The organism is Treponema endosymbiont of Eucomonympha sp. (assembly GCF_001028545.1).
The window spans coordinates 1-796 of the sequence record NZ_BBPW01000294.1 but is presented as its reverse complement, the minus strand read 5'-3'; the positions used below and the strand labels follow the sequence as shown (position 1 = coordinate 796).

The window sequence follows — 796 nt, the reverse complement described above, 5'->3', positions numbered from 1 at the left end:
AAGCTGCCCTGATACGGGTGCCCGAACTGATTCACCAGAAGCCCGTCCTGGTCCCAAGCCCACCTGCTGTGAAGGTTCTTCTGTATTGTTTCCCCGTTCACCTGCGCCCACGGCTCCCGCAATACATGTTTTGTGACAATACCGAACGCGTTGTTGGCGCCGATAATCTCCAGCGGAGGCAGGAAAAAGTTTTTCGCTGTTTTGACATCCGGTTTTTCACCGTTCTGTTCCGCCGCCGCGCCCGCGATATCGCGGGTGATTTCTTCCGAATAAATAAACCCGCTTGCGGAAACAAACAGAAAAGAAATTATGACAACCGCGGTCTTTATACTGTGGTTTGAAGCCGCCATAGCATAGAGATTACATTATTCTTTTATTTTTGCGCAATCCTTTCCTGCGCATGCGCTTACGCAACTGTCAGGGCGAGCGGCGCATACTGCGCAAGGAGTGCGCCGTGTGCATTTCCGCAGGGATAAACGCCCCGTCCAAGGGGCAGGGCGTTTTTTATGCCGCTGGAGCAAAAAGAGTTTTTGCGCCGCAGCGCGCCCGGCGCGCCGTATGCGCACTGCGCGTATATCCCCGCCGATTGTCCGTCAGCGCTCTGTATAGCATACTCAAAACCTGCGGAAAAACCATAGGGCGCGCCCTTGAAATTGCCGCGCGGCACGCAGCAGCGTTGCCCGGAAACACGTTAATTTTTGCTCACGATTTATAAATTATCGGACATAATTTGTAAATTGCGGAACAGGATTTATAAATTATGAAGCAGGATTTATAAATTGCGGGCCACAATTTT

General features: G+C 51.5%; 1 pseudogene. It reads right to left on the bottom strand.

The features are described 5' to 3' along the window. Positions 1 to 350: pseudogene (locus AWU74_RS06635) on the bottom strand (DUF3943 domain-containing protein); the annotation flags it as partial. Positions 351 to 796 lie beyond the last annotated feature (446 nt).